The sequence below is a fragment of the Chitinophaga niastensis genome (assembly GCF_003014755.1).
Classification (GTDB): domain Bacteria; phylum Bacteroidota; class Bacteroidia; order Chitinophagales; family Chitinophagaceae; genus Chitinophaga; species Chitinophaga niastensis.
In genome coordinates this window covers 1481024-1502669 of record NZ_PYAW01000002.1, presented here as the reverse complement: position 1 = coordinate 1502669, position 21646 = coordinate 1481024, and the positions used below count along the sequence as shown (strand labels likewise).

Here is a 21646-nt window from a genome sequence, read left to right as displayed (position 1 = left end):
TTTGTAACCAATTGGTTACGTTAAATATTGAATCTCCTGTCATTAAAAAATTTGGAAAATGCAGAAAATAAAAACCTTCTTAACGTTCGAGGGAAAAGCTGAAGAGGCGATGAAATTCTATATTTCTTTATTTGAAGCATCCGCAATATTAAACATTACACGTTATGGCGCCAATGCGGCAGGCCCTGAAGGAACGGTCATTCACGCTACTTTTTCTTTAAACGGACAGGAATATATGTGCATTGATAGTACCGTCAAACATGCCTTTACATTTACCCCGGCTATGTCACTTTTTGTTGATTGTGAAACCGAAAAAGAAGTAGATCGTTTGTTTTCGCAGCTATCAGAGAATGGACAAATTTTTATGCCGTTGGCAGCATATCCGTTTAGTGAAAAGTTTTGTTGGGTAGCAGATAAATATGGAGTTTCCTGGCAGTTAAATCTTTTGAAGAAATAATTAGCGGAAGAATGCTATTTATACAACTCAGATGGCAGGTAATGCTACGTTATCCCATAGGATCTACCGCTTTACCTGTTTGTAAAATAAGAAATTACTTTATCCTTTTCTACAGCTAAATGAAGATCCATTCCTTTTTCATCAAAATAATTGCATAACGCTTGAATATCATCTGCATGTCTTTCTACAAAAACAACAGGTAGTTGACTAAGAAAATATTCGAATTCTATCTGTTTGATTCCGTTACTATTAAATCGACCAAGTGCCTCTCCTATTATATAGAAAATTCCCCAATCAGGATGATTTAATTCTACCGTTTTTTGCAATTGTCGCATCACAAATAAAATACCTGATAATGGGAATGGGTCGCATTCTTCCTCATCTGTAGGGGTCACGTGCTCCGAACCTCGTCTTACGCTTGCCCATGTATCTTCATCCCATAAAGGTTTTAATTCGCCATTAACTGGATTATCAATTAACCCAACAAGAATGCGCTCATCTCTTTCGTTCTTTCTTTCCATTACGAAGCCCAGAACATACATAGCAACTAATATGCTATTAGTCTTCTTAAATAAGACTTCACATTTTTCTTTAAACAAAAAGAAATTTAATGTCATTCTCTATACGGTATTTGTTCAAATCAATACTATCTTTTCTATCTTCCCGCTGATAAATTTTTATTACTACAGCGTCAATTCCATTTGAATATTACAACGTTCATACGGCGTAATACGTCCTACTACTTTTTGAAAACCTAACTTATGATATAGATTGATGGCGGGTTTCAAAATTGTATTGCTCTCCAGGTAAATTTTAGCAGCTCCCAGGGATCTTGCTTTTTCAATAACAGCATTGCCCAACATCCAACCTATGCTTTTGCCTTGTACAGTAGGAGAAACGGCCATTTTAGCCAGTTCAAAATCGTAGTCGGGATCATTCATTTTAATCAGGGCACAAACGCCAACCGGCACTTCCTTATACAAAGCAACCAAAATATGGCCGCCATTCTTCAGGATATAACCCTGGGGGTTGTCCAGTGCTTTATAGTCGGCTGCTTCCATTTTAAACCAGGTGGAAATCCATTGTTCATTCAACGCCTTAAATGCCTGCTGGTATTCCGGCCGGTAATCTACAATTTTTACATCCTGGCTTTCCCTTGCTTTTTTCTGCAGTTGCACTCTGCGTAAGAGTGTTTGTTGTTCCAATAAAAACTCCCATTCTTCAATGGCTTTCCACAAGTCGTTCCTTGTGCCGGCAGATATTTCTTCTATCGCATTGTTTACGTCTGAATATTGATCTTTTATTTTTTCAGTGATCTCTTTTCCTTTGGGAGTCAGGCTCACCATGTTTCTTCGGCCATCGGCCTTATCTTTTTTTTCTTTCACCAGTCCCTTCCCGGACATTTCGCCGATAATTTTGCTAACCGACGGGTGAGAATGGCCTATCTCTTTGGCAATGGCTGTAATGGTTTTAGCCGCTCCATTTGACAATACATAAAAGACAGGAAACCATTTCGGGTGCATGTCAATATCATATAACTTGTATATGGCTGCTGCGTCTTCCGTTATTTTATCGGTCAGCAAACGCAGCCTGCTTCCCAGTGCCATCTTACCCACTGTATCAAAAAAATTCATACGCTGTGAATTTATGTAGTTAATTATGTAACCAGTTACGTAAATATAAAACAATATTATTTATCTTCAAAAAATTAAGGTAAGCCTTATACAGATTTATCTTGTTCAAAACCGGACATCCCCTGTTACGTAAACGGACGTTTTAAAATGCTTCGTAAAACATAAATGATTGATTAAGGCCATTTTAATAAACCGGCATTCCTTTGGCGCATCATAGCGCTTTGGCTGCCGTTATATTACAGATCAGCCAACAACCAATGCAACAAATTACCAGCAGTTATGATCAAAAACTATTTCAGGATCGCCTGGCGGAACCTTTTTCAGAATAAGGTCCTGTCGTTTATCAATATTTTTGGCCTGGCTACAGGTATGGCATTTGCCCTGCTCATTTGTTTATGGATACGGCAGGAAACCAGTTACGATACCTTTCATGAAAACAGGGACCGGATAGCCCTGGTCATGCAAAACTCCCTCTTTAATGATCAGAAAAACACGATAAGTGCCACTCAATTCCCGGTATGTGAAGAACTGAAAACCAACTATCCCGAAGTTAAAAGAGCCACTAAACTATCCTGGAATACCAAAGCCGGCCTGCTTGCAGGCAATAATAAATTCACCAAAAGTGGCATCTATGCAGATCCTGATTTCCTGGAAATGTTTTCTTTCCCGGTAATAAAGGGAGATGCTAAAACAGCTTTGAACGATCCTAATTCGATCATATTGACGGAATCGCTGGCAACTGCTTTGTTCGGCACCAAAGATCCTATCGGTCAGCTTATAAAACTGGATAACAGATATGATGTGCAAGTGACTGCAGTAATGAAGGATATTCCCAAAAACTCTACCATCACCTTTGAATTTTTGGCGCCGTATGAATTTCAGGTGCAGCATAATGATTTTGTAAAAAGCAACCGGCACAATTGGGCGAATAACTTCATGATGAATATGGTGGAACTAAAGGCTGGTGCGTCTATGGACGCGCTCTCCAAAAAAATTGGTCCGGTGATCATGCAAAGGGATAAGAGCCTGAAAAATCAGACTTTATTTCTGCAACCTATGCAGGAATGGCATCTGTATGGTGATTATAAAAACTGGGTCAATGTAGGCGGTAAAATACTATATGTACGCCTGTTTGGTATCATTGGCATCTTTGTACTGCTGGTAGCCTGCATCAATTTCATGAACCTTTCTACGGCACGTTCCGAAAAAAGGGCAAAAGAAGTGGGTATCCGCAAAGCTATTGGCTCACGGCGCATACAGCTGGTGATGCAGTTCTTAAGTGAATCTATGCTGACTGCTTTCCTGGCATTTTTACTTGCTATCTGTTTAATACAATTGTTACTTCCTCTCTTAAAAGATATTGGGTTCGAATTTATCTCCCTTAATCTGCATAACGCTTTCCTGCTGGCAGCCATGTTTATTGTTTGCCTTGCAACAGGACTCATTGCCGGCAGTTATCCGGCACTGTACCTCTCCTCATTTTTGCCTGTCAGGGTATTAAAAGGAGCAGTGAAACAAGGTCAGAGCGCCGTTACTTTCCGCAGGGTATTGGTGATTTCACAGTTTGTTATTTCTACCGCTTTAATAATAAGTACGGTGATCGTATTTCAGCAGATCAGGTATGCGCAGAACCGTTCCCTGGGCTATAACCCGAACAACCTGCTCTCCACAGGCACCTCTCCGGACCTGCTGAAAAATTACGACCTGCTGAAACAGGACCTGTTGAACAGTAACTACGTGGAAGCAGTTGTAAAAACCTCACAACCCATGACCACCATCTACAACCGATGGGGCGATTTTTCATGGGAAGGCAAAGACCCTAAAGCAAATATTGCTTTAGACGCCATTATGACAGATTGGGATTTCGAAAAAACAGCAGGCTTAAAATTTAAACAGGGACGACCTTTTTCAAGAGATTATAAAACAGACTCAAATGGAGTGATCCTGAATGAAGCTGCTCTAAGAATAATCGGATACAAAGACCCGATTGGTAAAACAATGAAATCGGGCAACAGGCAACTTACCATTGTTGGTATAGTAGAGAATATATTACTGGATGATCCTTTCAAACCTGTTACGCCATTGGTCATCCTTTTTAATCACAGTGCGACCAACAGCGTGAATAATATTCTCATCCGGCTAAAACCGGGAGCAGATCTGAAAAAATCGCTGGCTGCTATTCAACCAATTTTCGAAACCTACAACCCTGCCTTCCCGTTTGAATACAATTTTGTGGATGATGATTTTGATAAGAAGTTTGTAACGGAAAAACAAGTAGGCAAATTAGCAGGCATTTTTGCGGGCTTAGCCATTTTTATTTCCTGTATGGGTTTATTTGGCCTGGCTATGTTTATGGCTGAACGCAGAACCAAAGAAATCGGCATTCGCAAAATATTAGGCGCTTCAGTAATAAACCTGTGGATGTTGTTATCGAAAGAATTTATATGGCTGGTAATGATAGCCTGCCTGATTGCCTCCCCGTTCACGTTTTGGTTTATGAAAGGTTGGTTGCAAAATTACGACTATCATATTAATATCAGCGGGTGGATATTTATTATTACGGCTTCGTTGGGCTTGGTGATTGCCTTGCTCACAGTGAGTACACAGGCGATTAAAGCTGCATTTACCAACCCTATTAAAAGTTTAAGATCAGAATAATACGGAACAACGGTTACCCGGTTATGGCTGCTTCATTTGGGCAGCCAGCTGCATAAATTGCAGCACCTCTTCATTCACATCTTCCATTTGATACATCCGGAAATGATGATTGAATTGGTGGTCATCGCCGGGAACCTGCGCTATTTTTATGAAACATAAATTATCCGGATAAGGCTTTTCAAAAGGAAAAACAATGTGCACAAAGTTTTTGCCCAATTGTGTAATCCAGGCCACCGTCGCATTTCCACTGGTGATGCCTATCATGGTTTTAGTAGGACGCAAACCTATTTCCCCCAGCTTTTTGTATTGTGCAATAAAATGATCAAATAATGCCAGCGTGTGGTCCGATTTGCCGTTTAAAAAAGTAGCTATCAATACATCATCTGAAGCACTCAACTTATTATGACCCATATCCTGCTTTTAATTTTATGAAGATGATGGACTAAAGATATATTAAAATCTCCGCGAATCTTTATGCTCAAAAGATGTTCATCTATACATAAACACAGCGGAAAAAGTGTTGGATTACCGGGCTATTATAAAAGCGGGATCCTAAGATAGAAAAAATAATTGAACTATGTATCGCTGTAAATCAGGTTTTAACGTCTTTTAGATAGGCAAATCCTAAAATTATCAGTAATTTCGCCCCTGGTTAATTTTTTACGTACAGCATTATTTATGATCAAGACATATTTCCGACTTTTATCTTTCGCAAAACCAATTGAGAAATTCGCAATTCCTTATATAATATTCACGTTGCTGGCCATTGCGTTTGGCACCCTTAATCTCGCGTTGCTGGCTCCTTTGCTCACTACCTTGTTTGATCAGAGTATGGGAAATGTTGTTACCAAACCTGAGAATCCCCTGGAAGTATTCAAACTTTTGACCTATTACGCCAAATGGGCGAGCAGCACCTATGGCATGCAGCGCACGTTAGAATATGTTTGCCTGACCATTTTCGCCTCCGTAGTACTGGGTAACCTGTTTCGCTATCTCGCCGAGCGTATTATGGAAAATATGCGCATACATACGTTGTTAAACCTCCGGAAATCGGTATTTAACAGTGTAATGGACATGCACCTGGGATTTTTTAATAATGAAAGAAAGGGAGAGATCATTTCCAAAGTATCTTCCGATGTGCAGGTGGTGCAATATTCCGTAACCGGCACCTTACAGGTGATCTTCAAGGAACCGCTGACCCTGATCACTTACCTGGTGATGTTGTTCATCATTTCTTACAAACTCACGCTGATGACGATGCTGGTGATCCCGGTATCTGCTTTTATCATCTCCAAAATTGTTAAACAGCTGAAACACCAGGCAGCAGCATCACATGAGTCTTACGGCAATATGATCAGCTATCTGGATGAAGCGTTGGGTGGTATCAAGATAATTAAGTCATTTAATGCTACTGATTATATCAAAAACAAGTTTAACGACGAGAATCTCCGTTATTCCAATATTATCAGGGCTATGGCCAGAAGACAACAGCTGGCTTCTCCGGTATCGGAAACCCTTGGCATTGCAATGGTAGCCTGCATCGTATTGTATGGCGGCTCTTTGGTGCTTTCCAAACAAGGCGATATGAGTGCGGCAGAGTTTATTGCCTACATCGCCCTGTTTTCACAGATCATGCGACCAGCTAAAGCCCTTACCTCCTCTTTCAGCAGTATCCACTCAGGTGTTTCTGCAGGACAGCGCGTACTGGCCCTTATAGATGAAAGGCCGGCTATCGTGGATGCTCCGGATGCTAAACCGGTAGATAGTTTTAAAGAAGCTATTACTTTTGAAAATGTTTCTTTTGCCTATAACGACAGAACCGTATTGCATAACATCAACTTTACCATCCCCAAAGGAAAATCCGTAGCGATGGTAGGGCCTTCCGGAGGCGGTAAATCTACTATGATGGACCTCATCCCCCGTTTTATGCAGCCTAAGTCCGGCGACATACTGATAGACGGAAAGAGCATACAATCCGTTACCATAGAGTCTTTACGCGCCCTGATGGGTATTGTAAACCAGGAATCTATTCTTTTTAACGATACGATCTTTAATAATATCGCTTTCAGTAAGCCGAACGCCACTATAGAAGAAGTAACTGCCGCCGCCAGGATTGCCAATGCGCATGACTTTATCATGGCAACGGAAAATCAGTACCAGACTAATATAGGAGACAAGGGGGTGAAGCTTTCCGGTGGACAGCGCCAGCGTATTTGTATAGCCCGGGCTGTTTTAAGCAACCCCCCTATCATGCTGTTGGATGAAGCCACTTCCGCACTGGATACGGAATCTGAAAAACTGGTACAGGACGCCCTTAACAACCTGATGAAGAATCGTACCTCCCTCATCATTGCGCACCGCCTGAGTACTATTCAAAATGCCGATCTGATCATAGTCCTGGAAAAAGGAAAGATCATTGAACAAGGCACCCACCAGGAATTAATCGAGAAAAAAGGATTGTACGCCAGGTTAATAGACATGCAGACGTTTAACAGTAATTGATTTTTCTAATAAAATACTTAGTCTCGAATGGTGATCTTTACCATCTGTTCCAACAACTACCTCGCCCAGGCTAAAATACTGGGTGCATCTATAAAAAAGCATCACCGGGATATAAAATTCTATATTTTTCTCTGTGATGAAAAACAGGAAGCAATTGATTATGCATCTCTCGCAGATGAAGTAATACCCGTGAGCGCCATAGAACAACAACTGCCAGAACTGGCACTCCGTTATAATATTATAGAGCTGAATACTTGCATAAAGCCACACGCAATAGCATATTTGCTGAACGAAAGGAATATTGACAAAGTATTATATCTTGATCCGGATATTAAAGTTTTTGCACCGCTGCATCACCTGTTTGAGGAACTGAATACTGTTTCCATCCTGCTCACACCGCATGTGTACACACCAATACCTATTGATGGCAAAAAGCCCGGGGAAAATACTTTCCTGAATTATGGCTTATATAATCTCGGCTTTATTGGTGTTAATAAAAGTAAGGAAAGCACCGCCATGCTGGCATGGTGGAAGGAATGGACCTACAAGCTTGGATATATTGCACCAGAGAAAGGCATCTTTGTGGATCAGCTACCGATTAATCATGTACCTATATTTTTCAGTAATGTAAAAATATTACAGGATTATGGACTAAATATGGCTCCATGGAATATCCATGAAAGATATTTAAGTGAGCAAGCCGGCAAATATTATGTGAATGATACTGAAACACTGAAGTTTTATCACTTCAGCTCATTCAAAATAGATACGATGGAGTTGCCATTGGTTCATTATGACCGCTTCACAATGGCCGAAAGGCCTGACCTAGAAGGTATTCACAAGGAATATAATGAAGAATTAAAAGCAGCCCGTCATGATTTTTACCAGCAGTTTACGAGCAGCTATTCTATCACGCGGGAAGCTTATCTAATAGAGCAGGAGCAGGAAGCTTATCCAATAAAGCAGGAAAAAAAGCTGTTGAACAGACTGTTAAAAAAGTTTTTTTAGCGTTTGTTCAACAGCTAATCAGTTATGACTCCCAGAATTCTTTTCCCAGCTTCAGTTTTACTTTAAGACGCTTGAATCGTAAACGCATGTACGTTCTCCAGCCCATTCCTTTCCGGATAAGCTGTAGTTTGTCTTCACGGAATGCCTGGTCTTTAACCGCTGAGGAAAAGCCTCCCATATGATATCGCACAACGGTAAGCGGATAATGTATCTTCTTAAAGCTATTATCGCCCCACAACAGGATGTTGAGTGCATAATCAGCCAATACTTTATAGCGCAGGTTATAGGTATATTTTTGAAATACGGTTGCCGGATAAAGAATAGACTGATGGTTCATACAATGTTTGGCCAGTCTATAATTGCTGAAACTGCCTTGTAACAGTTCCAGGGTTCCGGGGGCATCGCCATAATAAGCTTTGCTGTTGCCATAATAAACTGTGTGGTCGTCTTTAAGGTGTGCCGCGAGTTCACTGAAACCAGGCAGCAAACGGTCATCAGCACCTAAAAAATATATCCATTTTCCACGTGCCATCCCGATTCCTTTATTCAGTGCATCGTAGATACCCTTATCCGGTTCACTGGTCCAGGTAAGCATGGGAAGCGTAGCGTCTTTTAAAATAGAAATGGTTTCATCTTTACTACCGCCGTCCACTACAATAATCTCAAGTGCTTTTACTGCTTGTGATGTGATGGATTGCAAACATTCTCTAAGGTGTTGACCTGCATCATAGGTTGCGATGATTATACTAATTAATACATCACCTGATCGTTCATTCATTCGATTATATATTAAATTGCATGTTAAAATTAACAAACAAATGTCTAAAATAGTACATGGAAGTTATTATTGCATTATAATTACCGAGTGAACTACTTTATCCAACTGAATTACGCAAGATGACAAATTATAACGTACAATCTCCTATTCTATTCATCATTTTCAACAGACCGGATGTGACCAGGCAGGTTTTTGAAAAAATAAAAGCTGTAAAACCCGCCCGCCTGTATATTGCTGCAGACGGTCCCCGTAAAGGCCATGCAACCGATGCCCGGCGCTGTGAAGAAGCCAGAGCCGCTGTTGCCGGCATCGACTGGGAATGCACCGTTAAAACACTTTTCAGGGAAGAAAATAAAGGATGCAAATTAGCCGTATCAGGCGCTATCAGCTGGTTTTTTGAACAGGAAGAAGAAGGCATTATACTGGAAGATGACTGTGTACCCAACAACAGCTTCTTTTATTTTTGTGATACCATGCTGAATAAATACAGGCACGACACCCGTATCCGTAACATCACCGGCAACAATCTGCAACATGGTAAAACCTGGGGTACAGGCAGCTATTACTTTTCGCAACTCAGCAATATCTGGGGATGGGCCAGCTGGAGAAGGGTATGGAAAGAATACGATGTTACAATGTCGAAATATACTGAGGAAGATGTGGTAGCACAATTACCCAAGATTTGCGATGACCGCTTTTTTGTATTGGAATGGCTGGGATTTTTCAAGAACGTGAAAGCAGGTAAAATAGATACCTGGGATTATCAGCTGCAGTTTAATACTTTCTTTGAAAACGGACTATGTGTAACGCCTAATGTAAACCTGGTCAGCAATATAGGTTTCGGGGTAGATGCCACACACACGATCCTTTCGGATGCACATAATGCCAACCTCCCGGTGGCTGAACTTGGCGAAATCACACACCCGCATATTATGCTGCCCGAAAAAGCAGCAGACTACTACTTTCTGAACAGCGAATTTAACCTTGCGGCAAAATGGAGAAGATATAACAAACCCAAGCGACGCATTAAAAGATGGCTGAAAAGCTTTTTCGCTAAGTGAATTTTATCCGTGATAATAATTATTTTAGTAAGCACTTTATACTAGTTTGGGATGACATCAGTAAATTATGAACTTGATTATTCTATCATCATCTGCACATATAACCCGGATGAACGTTTATTAAAACGTTGCCTGGAAGCTGTTCTCCAGCTCGACCGGAGCGGTATCAGTGCAGAAGTTATACTGGTGGATAATAACAGTACAATACCCGTAAGCAGCCTGCCATTAGTGCAGCATTACCTTGACAGGATGCCTTTCATGAAAACCATACTGGTAACAGAGCAGGGAGTTAAATATGCACGCATGGCAGCTATTGAACAAGCCCGCGGCAAACAAAGCGTTTACTTTGATTACGACAATGAGCCTGCGGCCAACTATCTGCAGGAGCTGAAAAAACTAAATGCGCAATACCCACAGGTGGCTGCCTGGGGACCAGGAAATATATGGGTAGATTTTCTTGACGGGATACCTGCTGATATAGCCGGCTATGCACAGATTGCCTTCCAGGAGCGACATGAAAAGGAGATTGCTTTTGCCGCCGAAAAAGAATGGCAGACCTGCTACCCCTTTGGCACAGGACTTTGCACCTACACCGCCATGCTGAAAGAATACAATAAATATGCAGCGGATGGCCACTTTACACTTGCAGGCAGAAAAGGCAGCCAGCAAGGCAGCGGGGAAGACACCCAAATGGTTTTACTTTGTATCAAAGAAGGATATGCCGCCGGCGTGGCACCCGCTTTACATATGAAACATATGATTCCGGGCAGCAGGGCCAATTTCAAATATCTGCAAAAACTAGTCTACGGCACCAGCATATGTTATTATACCTGTATACTGGAAGTATTTCCGGAATACCAGGAAAATGTGCAACGAAAAGTAATACCGCCGGCGAAGTTTTTCAGGAAGACTTTTAAAAAATTACTGGCAGCGAAGTGCAGCACCAACCCGGTAAAATCGTTAGACCTGATCAATTTCATTGGATTAAATACAGGCGCCTACACGGCTTTAAACAAACCAGTTCCCACAGGCGTTATCACCATATCAAAATATTTGAAGCTAAATTAAAAGAATACCGGATAAGCCATAATAGATAGACCATAACGGATAAGACCATAACTACAGACTGTAACGGATAGACCATAGCGAGTAATCATATTGAATAAATCTCCAAAGAATGGATGATCAGTATACTACGAGTCAGGAAAAACGGTCCGGTAAAGGAGTGTCCGTCATTATCTGTTGCTACAACAGCGCAGCAAGATTGCCGCAAACCTTGTGGCACCTGGCTGAACAGCTGGTTCCCGAAGATTTCTCCTGGGAAATCCTCCTCGTGAACAATGCCTCAAAAGACAATACTGTTGCCAGTGCTATCGAAATATGGCATTCCTTCTCTCCTTCCAACGCTACCTTCAGGGTAATAGAAGAACCAATACCAGGGCAGATGTATGCACGGAAAACAGGCGCCATCGCAGCGAAATATGAATGCCTTGTATTTTGTGATGATGATAACTGGCTTGGCAAAAATTACGTGTACCTGGCCTGGGAAATGATGGCGCACGACAGCAACATCGGTGCCGGCGGCGGACAAAATGCACCTGCCACCGATGCCCCGGAATACCCCGACTGGTTTGAAGAATACAAGGATAAATATGCATTGGGGATTCCCGCTCAAACATCCGGTGATGTTAGCCACAGAGGATTTGTATTAGGTGCCGGACTTGTTACAAGAAGGCTCTTGTTCCTCAGTATCAATGACGAAAAGTATCCTTCCCTGCTCAATGGACGGAACGGAGAAAAACTAAGTACCGGGGATGACTTCGAATACTGCAAACGGCTGCTATTGTGGGGATATAAGCTGCACTACCAGGCAGATATGTATTTAACGCATTTCATTCCTAAAGAAAGACTGACCATTCACCACCGCGAAAAACTAATGGAGGGTATTATGGATTCCAGGAAAGTGTTAGGGGAATATGATCTCGCTGTTAAACTGAACAACAGGAATAAACATAAAAACAGGTGGCGCCTGCTCTTCCTGGCTCCGTTCAGGATCATCGCTATCAAATTAGGGATCAGCAGCAGGGAAGTCATTAACGAAGCCATGACCTTCTTTTACCTCTCCCCTTTTTCATCCAAATCTGATTATACCCGGCTCATGATCAAAAAGTTCCTCTATCGCCAATCATAAAAAGTAAGTTATCTAACATATGTCTTATAACTAAAAAACAGTAATATGCTTTTTAAAAGAAAACAACCCTCACAATCTTTGTTTAAGATATTCTCGTTTTACAATCATCTTGTTAATCCGGAAGTACCTAAACAGCAGCGGGCTGTATTTCAGAAATTTGGGTTAAGCATCAACCAGATTTTTGATAAACGCTTTAGCCATGGTGGTTTTCTTAATAGTATATGCAGGCATGTAAAAGATACGGATTACCTCATTTTTTTTGATATTGATTGTATCCCTACGAGAAAAGAATGGTTTCAATTGCTGCTGGCAGATCTCCTGGAAACACGCACTATTGTGGGTGCAGCACAAACAGCCAATCACCTTCGGGATGCCAGAAACCTGTATGTATCTCCTTTCTTTTTTGCCATATCAACCGCCTATTTAAAAGCACTTGATTATCCGGATATGAATATGTTCCCGGATATGGATGCCGGTCAAAACCTTACTGAACACGTTATCAGAGATGGTGGCAACGTTAAATACTGGTGGCCCACTGAAATTGAAGAAGATAAATGGTCCCTGTATCATCCGGAACATACCCGTTTTGGCCCCGGTACTACTTATAACGATGCTATCTATCATGCATTTTATTCAAGGGATAATTTGTCAGATGGCTTCTTTAAAAAATGTAAAGCAGTCTTATCCTGATATTGATATCTCCCTGATAACAAAAGACATGGCCATCCTGGTAATTAAGGGAAATAATCATGTCTTTTATAATTTCAGGGCTGGTTACACTACGCTATAATTAATTGCTACCTTTGTATATTAATTAACAGACTGCCATGGAATTTGAGAATACTGTTTATGAGGCCCATCTGGCTGTAAGAAAGGAACCGGTTAACCTGCACAAAGATGATCTTCATTTATTTGAAAAGGTTTTAACAACTCCTATACATAAAACAACACTTTCAAAATTTAAAAATGTAAGTATACTCAAAGACACTTTTTTTAGTCTGCGGCATTTCACTTATTACCTTCACCATTCTCATTTATCGAAGGTTTCCAACAAGTCCTTATTAAAAAGACGTTTACTTTTTTTAAAACCTGCACATACCATACCGCGTGCCATATGGGTTATAAATGAATGGAGTACAGAGTACTTCCACTGGCTCACCGATGCGCTACCAAGGCTGCTGACAGCAGGTGATTGGCAAAATACCACGTCGGTCATCCTTCCCAAAAGATATGCAGACAAACCTTATATCACCCAAAGCCTGCGGATGCTCCAGGTGGAGGTGATATTTTATGATCCACGAAGAAGGGTGAGGGTAAAGGAACTGATCGTACCCAGCTATACTGCTCCTACCGGGAACTATAATAAAACGTTGATACAACTTATACGGGATAAATTCATCCAAAAAAGTGAACACGAAATTAATAGAAAAGTTTACATCAGCAGGCAGAAAGCTACCAAAAGAAAGATCACAAACGAAGATGCCGTACAAGCCGTGCTGCTCAGGCGGGGTTATGAAATCCACTTTTTTGAGGACTATAGTTTCGAAAAACAACTGGAAATTATGTCCCGCACCAAAGTATTGGCAGGCCTACATGGTGCGGGGTTAACCAACATGCTTTTTATGCCTCCCAATGGCCGGATTCTTGAACTCCGGAATGAAGGAGATGATCACAACAATTGTTTTTTCTCTTTGGCATCAGCAGTAGATCAGGATTATTTTTATCTTGTTAATCAAGGTTCTTCCAGGGATACGTATATTGCTGATATAACTGTTGATACAACACAATTGGATAAGGTTTTACAGCTGATGGAGCACTAAAGCTCCGGAGCACACAGTCATGTAACAGATGATAACACTTGAAACAGCCATATATCTTGGTACCAATACCTCCAGCTTTTCAGCAGGCGGCGTAGTGGTAAGTGAAACAGAGTACCAACAGCAGGTTTCTGAAGACTGGCATTGTCATGAAAATCATCATATCACCTTTATCGCCAGAGGTGGCAACCTGGAACAGCGGACACACAAGGAATACAGTGTGCAACCCGGCGATGTGCTACTCTATAACAGCGGGGAAATACACCGTAACAGGAACACACAACTTCCTTCCCTCAATATTAATGTGGAGATAGGAGATACTTTTTTAAAACAATATGAGCTGGATTTTAACCAGGCATCTGCTGGTCATCCTGATCTCAAACTGGCCATGCTCAGGATCAGAAACGAAAGTAAGATAGGTGACAGCAGCAGTGTTGTGGCCATCCAGCAATTACTCCTGCAGGCATTCAGTGCGGAGGTTACCGGCAAAACCCGTGTAATACCGGCATGGGTCCATCAATTGCGTGAGCTATTACACGATCGCTGGAAAGAAAATCTGACGCTGGATGAACTGTCTGCCATCCTGCAACTACACCCTGTCAGCATCTCCCGTTATTTCCCACATTACTTTCATTGCACACTGGGCGTTTACATCCGCAAGCTGAAAGTAGAAAGAGCGCTTTCACTGATGAAACAATCACACCACTCTCTTACCGATATTGCCTACACCTGCGGTTTTTTTGATCAGAGCCATTTTATCCGGGCCTTTAAATCTTACACCGGCTTCCGGCCAGGTGACTATATGAAATTATAGCAGGTTAATCTGGTACAATTTCATTATCTGTCCCTGATGCAACTTTACAATATATTATCACACACCAGAATTATGAAAAAATATATTGTAAACACGCTGTTGCTGTGTATACTGGCAGCAGGCCATGTGCAGGCACAGGATTTTTCCAAAACGGAAATGCTGGCTGCCATTAATAAAATAGCTGTACTGCTGGAGAAAAATTATGTTTCCGAAGCAAAAGGGAAGGCTATTGCAGATCATCTTTTACAAGAACAGCGACAAGGCGCTTTTGACAAGGTAAGTTCATGGAAAGAGATGGATACCCTGACCACAGGGATATTAAAACGGTTCAGTCATGACGGGCACTTATATGTGCGAAATAAACCGGCCGTGGCAAAGTCCCTCCTGACAAAGGATACAACTGCCGACGCAGGAGATGATATGTTTTTCTACGGTCCCCAAGCTGCAATCAATAACTATGGCTTCCGTGAAACGCGCATACTGGAAGATAATATAGGTTATATCAGGCTGTCGGAAATTAACATCTCACGTAAAAGTCTGGCGTTACTAAATGCAACGATGTTATTTGTAGCCAATACACGCGCACTGATAATAGACCTTCGGGATAATGTTGGTGGTGGCAGTGATGTGGACGCTGTATTTGAGAGCTTCTTTTTGCCACCCGGCAAAACAATACTGATATCCCGTAACCGGACAGGTATAGAGGAAAAGGTGAAAACAGTGAACTGGCTTACGCAGCCAGCCTATACGAAACCGGTGTATGTGCTTATCAATAAAAAAACCGTTTCTGCGGGAGAAGAGATTCCCTTTGTCTTACAAAAAAACAACCGCGCCAAAATAATCGGACAAACATCCGCAGGTGCTGCCAACATGAACACTTTTCTTTACGTGAATGATGCACTCTTCCTATCTGTTTCTATTGCTGCGACTACCTATCCCGGCACTACCGATTCATGGGAAGGAAAAGGTGTTGAGCCTGATTATACAACAGCACCAGGGGAAGAGTTGGAACGCGCGAAAAAGCTGTGCGAAGAAGAAAAGCGCTGAGTTTATTACGCAGTACTTTGCAAACCCTTGCCTGCCTGGCTTCCTTAAGAATAGCTGTCAGAAGATAACTATAACGCATATATGCTTTTTAAAATATTAAAGATAATCAACACAACATATTGATAATCTATATTTTAGATACCTTTGCGGTCAAATACATCCAACATGAAAAGAATGTTATTGACCTCACGTTACGGCCTATACGCTGTTATAGCCATTGCTTTTATGGCCTCCTGCGCTTCTTCAAAAAAAAGCACCAGTCAGCATGCTTATATGAATGAGCAGTACAAAGAATTGAAAAATATATTGAATGAAGCAGATGTAAGCATTATCAAGGACAGTCTGAAAGTCATCTTCCCCAATAATGTACTCTTTGCCTCTTCATCGGATCAGCTGAATGATAAGATCAAACCAACGTTTGAACATTTTGCTGATGTGCTGAACAAATACAATAAAACCAAGATCCTTATCACCGGACATACAGATAATACCGGCGCTGCCGATTACAACCGTGAGCTATCCGAAAAGCGCGCTACTGCCGCAAAACAAATGCTCAATACAGATAAGGTAAGCAACGATAGAATGTTTACCTGGGGACTGGCAGATCGTGACCCTATCGACACAAATGATACAGAAGCCGGTAAGGCAAAAAACAGAAGAGTGGAGTTTGTGATATTGTATGATGTAAAAAATTAACTGATAATAAAAAACCGCATCCTGGCAGATGCGGTTTTTTTTATGTCTTCTTCGATATGCGTAGATCTAAATTTTAGCCCGGATATCATTCAATTTCATCATCATCCATTCAGCATCATCCGCTATCCACGCATTATAATCGGCTATTGCATTCATACGTTCCTCATCAGTAATATACCCGCCTTCTACCATTTGCAGGCCTCTTGACTCCGCCACTTTTGACCAGATGCCGGCTTTATCTATAAAGGATTCCTCTCCCCTTTTATATACTTCATTCGCATTTAAACTTGTTATTGAATGAAATCCTAATTGGTGAAAGGAGGCTGCTAAGTGATCAGCAATTTCATTGTCCATGCCGGCATCTGCGCGCCAGTTTAAAAAGGCTTTATAAAACCTCGCCATACTTGCTGGTGGGGCCGGTTTCCATTCTAATGCAGTATGGTTATAATCTAAAATTGATATTTCGCCATCGGGCTTTAATAAGTCTTTAAATTTCAGCAAAGCTTCTTCAGGGTTGCTTAACCACTGTAACACACGGGCAGAAACAATCAGGTCAAATTTTTCTGCCGGGTTGTACTTAAATAAATCTGTTTCAATTAATTCTAAATTACTGATAGCTGCATAATCCGCTTTTCCCTTAGCAATTAAATGATCGCTACTATCTATGCCAACAACATATCCCTCTTCACCAACCACATTGGCAATACCTGCTGAAATGGCGCCAGTGCCGCAGCCTACATCCAACACCCTCATTCCCTTTTTCAGGATGGGGATTAAGGTAGCATAACTATTTTGCAAACTCCTGCTGTCTAATACTGCGGATGTTCCTTTTGGCATCTTAGCTCTTTCAGTTGCTTCATTTTTCATGCTTATAGTTTATATGATGGCGTTCATCATCGCCATCCGCTAAAGCTATAAAAAAACGGGATTAATTTATTGTGCTAAAAAAATGAAAAATTTGAGAAACCGAATAGTAGCGCGTATATTTGCAACCAAACGGTTGCTTAAAAAATAATAAGCACGGGAGTAAGACATCTTCAGGCAATAGGAAACACCGCAAGACGAGGCACTATCCATCTCACTGGTCATCAATCCTTATAACACTGACAGACAAAAAAATGTAATCGTATGATAACAACCAAACCGAACGACATTGACGAATATATCGCCGGTTTTCCAAAAGAGATTCAAATAATTTTGGAACAGGTTCGTGCGACTATTAAAAAAGCAGCGCCTGATGCAACAGAAAAAATCAGTTATGCCATGCCTGCTTTCGCGCTTAAAGGTAACCTGGTTTACTTTGCAGCTTTCAAAAATCATATCGGGTTTTATCCGCTACCGATAGTTGATGAAGCATTAAAAAAAGAAATTTCTGTTTACAAAACAGGAAAAGGTTCGATTCAATTTCCGCTGAACCAACCAATGCCTTTAGGCCTGATAACCAAAATTGTAAAATATAGGGTACAGCAGAATCTAAAACCCAAAGAGAAAAAGTAAGGGGGATTGCCGTTCCAGGTACCTAAGCGAAAAGGCCGGATATAACTCCAGCCTTTCCATATACTATTTAAAAAGAAATTACATTTTTGCTTTTACCTTACGGGGAATCTTGCCTAATCTGCCTTGCAGATCTTCCGGTAATCTTTCTGAGGCATCCTCGCACAGCGGCAGCACTTTATCAAAAAACAATCATTATTGTCTGATACGAATGAATATATATAATTATATTTTACATAAATAAATTGTGTCGATTGCAGCTTTTCCGGGTTGTTTAAAATTTTTTTTCGGAAGATGTCCAATTTCTGTCCTACCGATCATTATTGTAGTGTAATCACATTCAATAACGATTAAAATAAAACAAAATGGTACAGAGAATTAATGTTTTCGAAAAAGGTCAAAGCGCAATGAAGTCTTTATATGGCTTGGGAATATACCTGGCGAAATCACCGGTTGAACAATCGCTTTTTCATTTAATTTATTTCAGGGTGTCACAAATCAATGGCTGTGCCTTTTGCCTGGATATGCACTCCAAAGATTTGCGTGCAGCAGGTGAAACTGAACAGCGTCTTTTTGTTTTAGATGCATGGAGGGAAGCACCTTTTTATACTGAACGTGAACGTGCCGCACTGGCCTGGGCCGAAGCCCTGACAAAAATCAAGGGAGGTCAGGTACCGGATGATATTTATGAAGCAGCGAGGGAACAATTTTCTGAAGAAGAACTGATTGATCTTACTTTTGCGGTTATAACCATCAACAGTTACAATCGTGTTAATATTGCTTTCGGCGCTGCAGTGGGCACTTACCAACCCGGCGCATATGCAGTGTCAGCAAAATAGTGCTTAATTCAGGCAAAAAATTAATTTAATTCATACATTCAATAACATATTAAAATAAGAATAAAATGAAAGACTTCATGTTAATATTCCGTCAGCCGAGCTATGACTACAGCAATACACCAAAAGAAGAGATGCAGGCCATTGGTAAAAAATGGGCAGACTGGGTTGGAGGCATAGCTGCGCAGGGAAAATTAACCAACAATGGTACCCGCCTTGCTTTGGAAGGCAAAGTGCTGAAAGCGGGTGGTGTTATTACGGATGGCCCTTTTGTTGAAATCAGGGAGCGGTTAGGTAGTTTTATAGTTGTTAAAGCCGACAGTTTAGAGGATGCAACCACATTAGCCCATGGCTGTCCTGCCCTGGATGCCAATGGCAGTGTTGAAATCCGGGCTATTATTTAATACATCAACATTAGCAAACAAAAACCCACTCTCCTGCGAGAGGGGTTTTTGTTATTATATATGGAAAAAGCGCACGAATCTTTAAAACAGTTATTCCAGCAGGAATTTTCCAAAATGGTTGCCGTTATCAGCAAACTTTTTGGGTTACAACATATTGAAATAGCAGAAGACATTGTGAGTGAAACATTTTTGCTGGCAACGGAAACATGGGAAACCAAAGGCATTCCAAAAAATCCAACCGCATGGCTTTACACGGTAGCCAAACAAAAAACGTTATATCATTTCCGAAGAAATAAAATCTTTGAGAAAAAAGTACTCCCCGAATTAACTTCAAGGGAGGAAAAAACCATTGAAATAGAAGCATTAAATTTTTCCCAGCAAAATATTAAAGATAGCCAGCTACAAATGCTTTTTGCCATATGTACTCCGGCCATTGCCAGTGAAGCCCAGATTGGGTTAGCACTGCGTATCCTCTGCGGTTTTGGTATTGATGAAATTGCCGAGGCCTTTTTATCCAACAAAGAAACCATCAATAAAAGGCTATTCAGAGCAAAAGAAAAATTGCGCATTGAAAAAGTAAAGATGGAACTCCCATCGGAGCATGAAATAGTAAACCGCCTCGATAATGTCTTACACATTATTTACCTGCTTTTCAGCGAAGGTTATTATTCCAAAACGCAAAATCAAATTTTGCAAAAAGACTTGTGCTTAGAAGCACTGCGCCTGGGCGTAATGCTAACAACCTATGAAAGAACCAACCGGCCCAAAACAAATGCTTTAATGGCGCTCATGTGTTTTCATGCCTCCCGGTTTAATGCCAGGCAAACGAACGAAGATGCTGCCGTGCTATACGAACAGCAAAATGAAGCGCTATGGGATACCGCATTAATAAATCAGGGCAACCATTTCCTGCATCTTTCAGCACAAGGAGATGAAATAAGCTCCTATCATTTAGAAGCAAAAATTGCTTACTGGCATTGCATAAAAGAAGATACCCGGGAAAAATGGGAAGACATTTTGCAATTGTATAATCAGCTGCTGCTGGTTAATTATTCCCCCAGCGTGGCCCTTAACAGGACTTTTGCATTATACAAGGCCAATGGGCAACAAGCGGCTTTGTTGGAAGCTGAAAAACTCAAACTGGAAAACAACCATTTCTATTTTCTGCTGCTGGGTGAACTCTACAAAAACATTGACAACATCAAAGCAACATCAAATTTAAAAAAGGCTTATGCTTTAGCCAAAACGCAAACTGAAAAACAAGGTATCCAGGAAAAAATCGATAGCCTTACATAAAAATAATCTCCCCTATTGTCCTATTTCAGCTTTCTCAGTACTTATTATGATGTAAACAAATAATTACACTACATCAATTAAAAATCAAAGTCATGAAAGAGAATAAGGACATAAGATTTACTTCCTCCCGGATCCGCCTCATCGCCTACTGGGTTACCACCGGAATCATTGCTTTAGAAACAGGAGTTGGATCAGTGTGGGACATCATGAAAATACCATTTGTCCGCACTATCCTGGAGCAACTAGGCTACCCCTCTTATATGCTCACCATTATGGGTGTATGGAAGGCCCTCGGCGTGGTAATACTGCTCGCCCCGCGTTTTCCCCGACTCAAAGAATGGGTGTATGCCGGACTGGTTTTCGTTTACTCCGGAGCTGCTGCCTCTCATCTGGTCATCGGTCATGGTGCTGATGCAGTGGGTCCGGTCATCTTCGTTTGCCTCACGATTGCTTCCTGGGCGCTGCGTCCACCAGCCCGCCGCGACTTTGCGCCGCTGGTTATTCGTGGAGAACAAGGAGCCTCTACTATAATTACCTCTTCCCGGGGCAACAGGATCGCTTACTGGGTAACTACTGCGCTCGTTGTGTTCCAGCTGGGATCAGGAGGAATTGGAGACATCCTGCGACCATCCTACCTCCTGGAAGGCATGACACATCTGGGCTACCCGGTTTATTTCTGTGTAATCCTCGGCGTATGGAAAGTGCTTGGCGCATTGGCGATACTCATCCCACGCTACCCCCGGTTAAAGGAATGGGCTTACGCCGGCACTATCTTCGATCTGACAGGAGCCGCTGCCTCCCATTTTGCGATAGGTGATGGTGCCGGAAAGCTGGTGTTTCCGCTCCTCTTTACTGGTATCACCATCGCCTCCTGGGCACTGCGTCCGCCGGCCCGCCGCGATCTTGCACAGCGTTAAGTTGTACATTTAACACAGCGATAATAATATCCATTA

Annotated in this window: 22 protein-coding genes; 17 read left to right on the top strand and 5 right to left on the bottom strand. The window is 41.5% G+C overall.

Features of this window, described 5'->3' with window-relative positions:
- Positions 1-58: 58 nt before the first annotated feature.
- Positions 59-457, top strand: a complete 399-nt coding sequence (locus CLV51_RS14485; RefSeq protein WP_106528726.1) for a VOC family protein — start codon at positions 59-61, stop codon at positions 455-457.
- A gap of 71 nt (positions 458-528) precedes the next feature.
- Here the strand turns inward: CLV51_RS14485 and CLV51_RS14480 are convergent, their stop codons facing one another.
- Both CLV51_RS14480 and CLV51_RS14475 read right to left on the bottom strand, forming a co-directional pair.
- Positions 529-1074 (bottom strand): hypothetical protein, encoded by a 546-nt coding sequence (locus CLV51_RS14480; protein WP_106528725.1) that lies wholly within the window; start codon positions 1072-1074, stop codon positions 529-531.
- A gap of 66 nt (positions 1075-1140) precedes the next feature.
- Complete coding sequence (locus tag CLV51_RS14475) at positions 1141-2091, bottom strand: bifunctional helix-turn-helix transcriptional regulator/GNAT family N-acetyltransferase (protein WP_106528724.1); 951 nt, start codon at positions 2089-2091, stop codon at positions 1141-1143.
- A 279-nt stretch (positions 2092-2370) separates the two neighbouring features.
- Here CLV51_RS14475 and CLV51_RS14470 point away from each other — a divergent pair, with 279 nt between their 5' ends.
- Positions 2371-4749 (top strand): ABC transporter permease, encoded by a 2379-nt coding sequence (locus CLV51_RS14470; RefSeq protein ID WP_106528723.1) that lies wholly within the window; start codon positions 2371-2373, stop codon positions 4747-4749.
- A 21-nt stretch (positions 4750-4770) separates the two neighbouring features.
- Here the strand turns inward: CLV51_RS14470 and CLV51_RS14465 are convergent, their stop codons facing one another.
- A complete protein-coding gene (locus tag CLV51_RS14465; protein WP_106528722.1) occupies positions 4771-5160 on the bottom strand; it encodes a DUF5655 domain-containing protein in 390 nt (129 codons plus the stop codon).
- A gap of 267 nt (positions 5161-5427) precedes the next feature.
- Here CLV51_RS14465 and CLV51_RS14460 point away from each other — a divergent pair, with 267 nt between their 5' ends.
- Complete coding sequence (locus tag CLV51_RS14460) at positions 5428-7251, top strand: ABC transporter ATP-binding protein (RefSeq protein WP_211301996.1); 1824 nt, start codon at positions 5428-5430, stop codon at positions 7249-7251.
- Positions 7252-7278: 27 nt separating this feature from the next.
- Positions 7279-8259 (top strand): glycosyltransferase family protein, encoded by a 981-nt coding sequence (locus CLV51_RS14455; RefSeq protein ID WP_106528721.1) that lies wholly within the window; start codon positions 7279-7281, stop codon positions 8257-8259.
- A 22-nt stretch (positions 8260-8281) separates the two neighbouring features.
- Here the strand turns inward: CLV51_RS14455 and CLV51_RS14450 are convergent, their stop codons facing one another.
- Complete coding sequence (locus CLV51_RS14450) at positions 8282-9037, bottom strand: glycosyltransferase family 2 protein (protein WP_106528720.1); 756 nt, start codon at positions 9035-9037, stop codon at positions 8282-8284.
- A 119-nt stretch (positions 9038-9156) separates the two neighbouring features.
- Here CLV51_RS14450 and CLV51_RS14445 point away from each other — a divergent pair, with 119 nt between their 5' ends.
- The 8 genes from CLV51_RS14445 to CLV51_RS14410 all read left to right on the top strand — a co-directional run bounded on the left by CLV51_RS14445 (position 9157) and on the right by CLV51_RS14410 (position 16663).
- The gene (locus CLV51_RS14445; protein ID WP_106528719.1) at positions 9157-10098 is read left to right on the top strand and encodes a nucleotide-diphospho-sugar transferase; all 942 of its coding nucleotides are present in this window, start codon (positions 9157-9159) and stop codon (positions 10096-10098) included.
- 51 nt (positions 10099-10149) lie between these two features.
- Positions 10150-11166: a glycosyltransferase gene (locus CLV51_RS14440; RefSeq protein ID WP_106528718.1), complete on the top strand. Its 1017-nt coding sequence runs from the start codon at positions 10150-10152 to the stop codon at positions 11164-11166.
- Between the two features lie 109 nt (positions 11167-11275).
- A complete protein-coding gene (locus CLV51_RS14435) occupies positions 11276-12289 on the top strand; it encodes a glycosyltransferase (protein WP_106528717.1) in 1014 nt (337 codons plus the stop codon).
- A gap of 45 nt (positions 12290-12334) precedes the next feature.
- Complete coding sequence (locus CLV51_RS14430; protein WP_106528716.1) at positions 12335-12979, top strand: hypothetical protein; 645 nt, start codon at positions 12335-12337, stop codon at positions 12977-12979.
- Between the two features lie 137 nt (positions 12980-13116).
- Positions 13117-14109 (top strand): glycosyltransferase family 61 protein, encoded by a 993-nt coding sequence (locus CLV51_RS14425; protein WP_106528715.1) that lies wholly within the window; start codon positions 13117-13119, stop codon positions 14107-14109.
- Between the two features lie 28 nt (positions 14110-14137).
- Positions 14138-14920, top strand: a complete 783-nt coding sequence (locus CLV51_RS14420; protein ID WP_106528714.1) for a helix-turn-helix domain-containing protein — start codon at positions 14138-14140, stop codon at positions 14918-14920.
- 72 nt (positions 14921-14992) lie between these two features.
- Positions 14993-15967: a S41 family peptidase gene (locus CLV51_RS14415; protein WP_158267021.1), complete on the top strand. Its 975-nt coding sequence runs from the start codon at positions 14993-14995 to the stop codon at positions 15965-15967.
- 165 nt (positions 15968-16132) lie between these two features.
- Positions 16133-16663 (top strand): OmpA family protein, encoded by a 531-nt coding sequence (locus CLV51_RS14410; protein WP_106528712.1) that lies wholly within the window; start codon positions 16133-16135, stop codon positions 16661-16663.
- A gap of 66 nt (positions 16664-16729) precedes the next feature.
- On the opposite strand, the gene CLV51_RS14405 is transcribed toward CLV51_RS14410, so the two are convergent.
- On the bottom strand, positions 16730-17530 hold the full coding sequence (locus CLV51_RS14405) for a class I SAM-dependent methyltransferase (RefSeq protein ID WP_106528711.1): 801 nt from the start codon (positions 17528-17530) through the stop codon (positions 16730-16732).
- Positions 17531-17791: 261 nt separating this feature from the next.
- On the opposite strand from CLV51_RS14405, the gene CLV51_RS14400 reads away from it, so the two are divergent.
- From CLV51_RS14400 to CLV51_RS29440, 5 genes are all read left to right on the top strand, one after another.
- Positions 17792-18160 carry an iron chaperone gene (locus CLV51_RS14400; protein WP_106528710.1) on the top strand — a complete coding sequence of 123 codons (369 nt, stop codon included), beginning with the start codon at positions 17792-17794 and terminating at the stop codon, positions 18158-18160.
- A gap of 362 nt (positions 18161-18522) precedes the next feature.
- Positions 18523-18996 (top strand): carboxymuconolactone decarboxylase family protein, encoded by a 474-nt coding sequence (locus CLV51_RS14395; RefSeq protein WP_106528709.1) that lies wholly within the window; start codon positions 18523-18525, stop codon positions 18994-18996.
- Between the two features lie 65 nt (positions 18997-19061).
- On the top strand, positions 19062-19397 hold the full coding sequence (locus tag CLV51_RS14390) for a YciI family protein (RefSeq protein WP_106528708.1): 336 nt from the start codon (positions 19062-19064) through the stop codon (positions 19395-19397).
- 60 nt (positions 19398-19457) lie between these two features.
- Positions 19458-20693, top strand: a complete 1236-nt coding sequence (locus CLV51_RS14385; protein WP_106528707.1) for an RNA polymerase sigma factor — start codon at positions 19458-19460, stop codon at positions 20691-20693.
- Between the two features lie 92 nt (positions 20694-20785).
- The gene (locus CLV51_RS29440; RefSeq protein ID WP_211301995.1) at positions 20786-21610 is read left to right on the top strand and encodes a DoxX family protein; all 825 of its coding nucleotides are present in this window, start codon (positions 20786-20788) and stop codon (positions 21608-21610) included.
- Positions 21611-21646: the final 36 nt, after the last annotated feature.